The sequence below is a fragment of the Mesotoga sp. B105.6.4 genome (assembly GCF_002896535.1).
In the GTDB taxonomy this organism is placed as follows: domain Bacteria; phylum Thermotogota; class Thermotogae; order Petrotogales; family Kosmotogaceae; genus Mesotoga.
The window spans coordinates 1-1,841 of the sequence record NZ_JWIM01000070.1; the positions used below are offsets into that span (position 1 = coordinate 1).

Sequence of the window (1,841 nt, forward strand, 5' to 3'; positions counted from 1 at the left end):
GCCTGGCCCAGCCCATTACCTTCCTTGTAAATCCCGATTACGATCCCTTCAGTTACCTGGATGAAGGCCATCTGGATGGCTTCCTTGTCGATCTGATCGAATCACTGGAAAGCGAAACGGGCATCGACGTCGAGATGAGACCCGTTAAATTCGACGAAGCCCTCGAAAGGTTACAGGGCGAAGGGAGATACTGCATTCCCTCTCTTGTCTTCACGACCCAGAGAAAAGCTCTTTATCAGTGGGTCGGCCCCGTTGTCATAACGAACACTTACCTCTACACGAGAGAAGAGCTCTCGAGTGAATTCAAATCGCTGGAGGACGTCAGAAACGCAAACTCGGTGGGCGTGGTAGGCGAATACTACTCCCACAAACTCTTAGAGGAGCAGGGATTCGACAACCTAATCATTTTTGAAGACGAGGAGTCATTGCTCGATGCCCTATTTGTCGGGGAAACCGACCTCGCGCCCTTCAACTCGGCAGTTCTCCAGGAACTTCTCAAAAGGGAACAAGCCTCTTTTAATCCCGTATCAACAGTTGCGATCGACTTGGACATGACATACCTCGGTTTCTCGAAGGACGTCCCCTCCGAAATCGTGAGCGCATTCCAGAAGGCTCTCGACGGTCTCAAGAACTCCGGCTCCTTCTCTGAGCTATACGGCCAATGGTTCCCCGGACAGCCCGTTCCCGGCATCTACACCTTCCTGACCGAGGAGTACCCGCCCGTTACCTTCAAAGGCGAAAATGGAGAACCGACGGGCTTCGTAACCGAAATGGTAAAGGAGATCCTCCGTAGAAACGATATGTTTGGAGAGATCCTTATAGTCCCATGGTCAATCGGCTATGAACTGGCCTCGAATCTGCCGAACGTCTTCCTCTTCAGCATGGACCAGACCGAACAGCGAAGGGATAACTTCGAGTGGATCGGACCGGTGGGAAAGAACACCGCCTACCTCTACGCCCGCAAAGACACAGTCGCCCCAGCTACAGATCTCGAATCCGCAAAGACTGTCGCGGCCATAGGCACGACGACGAACTGGTGGACTGAACAGCTCCTGAAGGAGATGGGCTTCGAGAACCTCGTGAGCTCTCTCAATCCTCTCGACACCGTCGTACAGCTTTTCGAAGGCGAAACAGATTTGGCAGTCTTTACCGACCTCACTGTCGGCGAGCTCGTCAAGAACGCGGGCTACCGCATGGAAGAACTGGAAGCCCTTATTGAGCTTCAAACAAACTACTTTTACATCGCAGCTTCGAAGGGAACGAACTTCGGTATGATTCTGAGCTTCCAGAAGACTCTCGACGAAATGAAGCGCGATGGAAGCTTCGAGGAAACAATCAGAGAGTTCGTGCCGAACATGCTCGTTACATCGCTGCTCTGGAATTCCTCCCATCTTGATGTCAAGGGTCTTCGAACCTCCATGAACACCCTCTCCGTAGGCGAGATAGCTACCATGGAACTCCAGGAGAACGGCTCCACCGGTTATATCTGGGACGTAAAGATAACCAATCCAAACGTCGTTTCGCTGATCTACGAGGGCTCGATCTTCGAAAGGAAGTTCCTTGACGATTCCCAACTTGTGGGAGCGCCCTATAGTGTCCAGTGGGTATTCGAAGCCGTTCAGCCCGGCGAGACAGTTGTGATATTCTCCCTCAGGCGCCCCTGGGAAAGCGTCCATCCAATACAGACCTTTGCGATAAACATAATAGTCGAGTGAAAACGAAACATACATGATTATAGTGGCAGGAAGGCTTTTGCGGCCTTCCTGCCGTTAGGGTGTGTGTGTAGTACAGTTCCAAGTTACAAGTTCTGAGTTGCAAGGGAAAACCAGTTGCAAGTTCCA

The 1,841-nt window shown here is 51.8% G+C and carries 1 protein-coding gene; it reads left to right on the forward strand.

The window, feature by feature from the left end; all coding sequences use genetic code 11:
* Positions 1-1,715: transporter substrate-binding domain-containing protein (locus RJ60_RS12665; protein WP_103134933.1), on the forward strand; the 1,715-nt coding region annotated here is incomplete at its 5' end.
* Between the last annotated feature and the right edge of the window lie 126 nt (positions 1,716-1,841).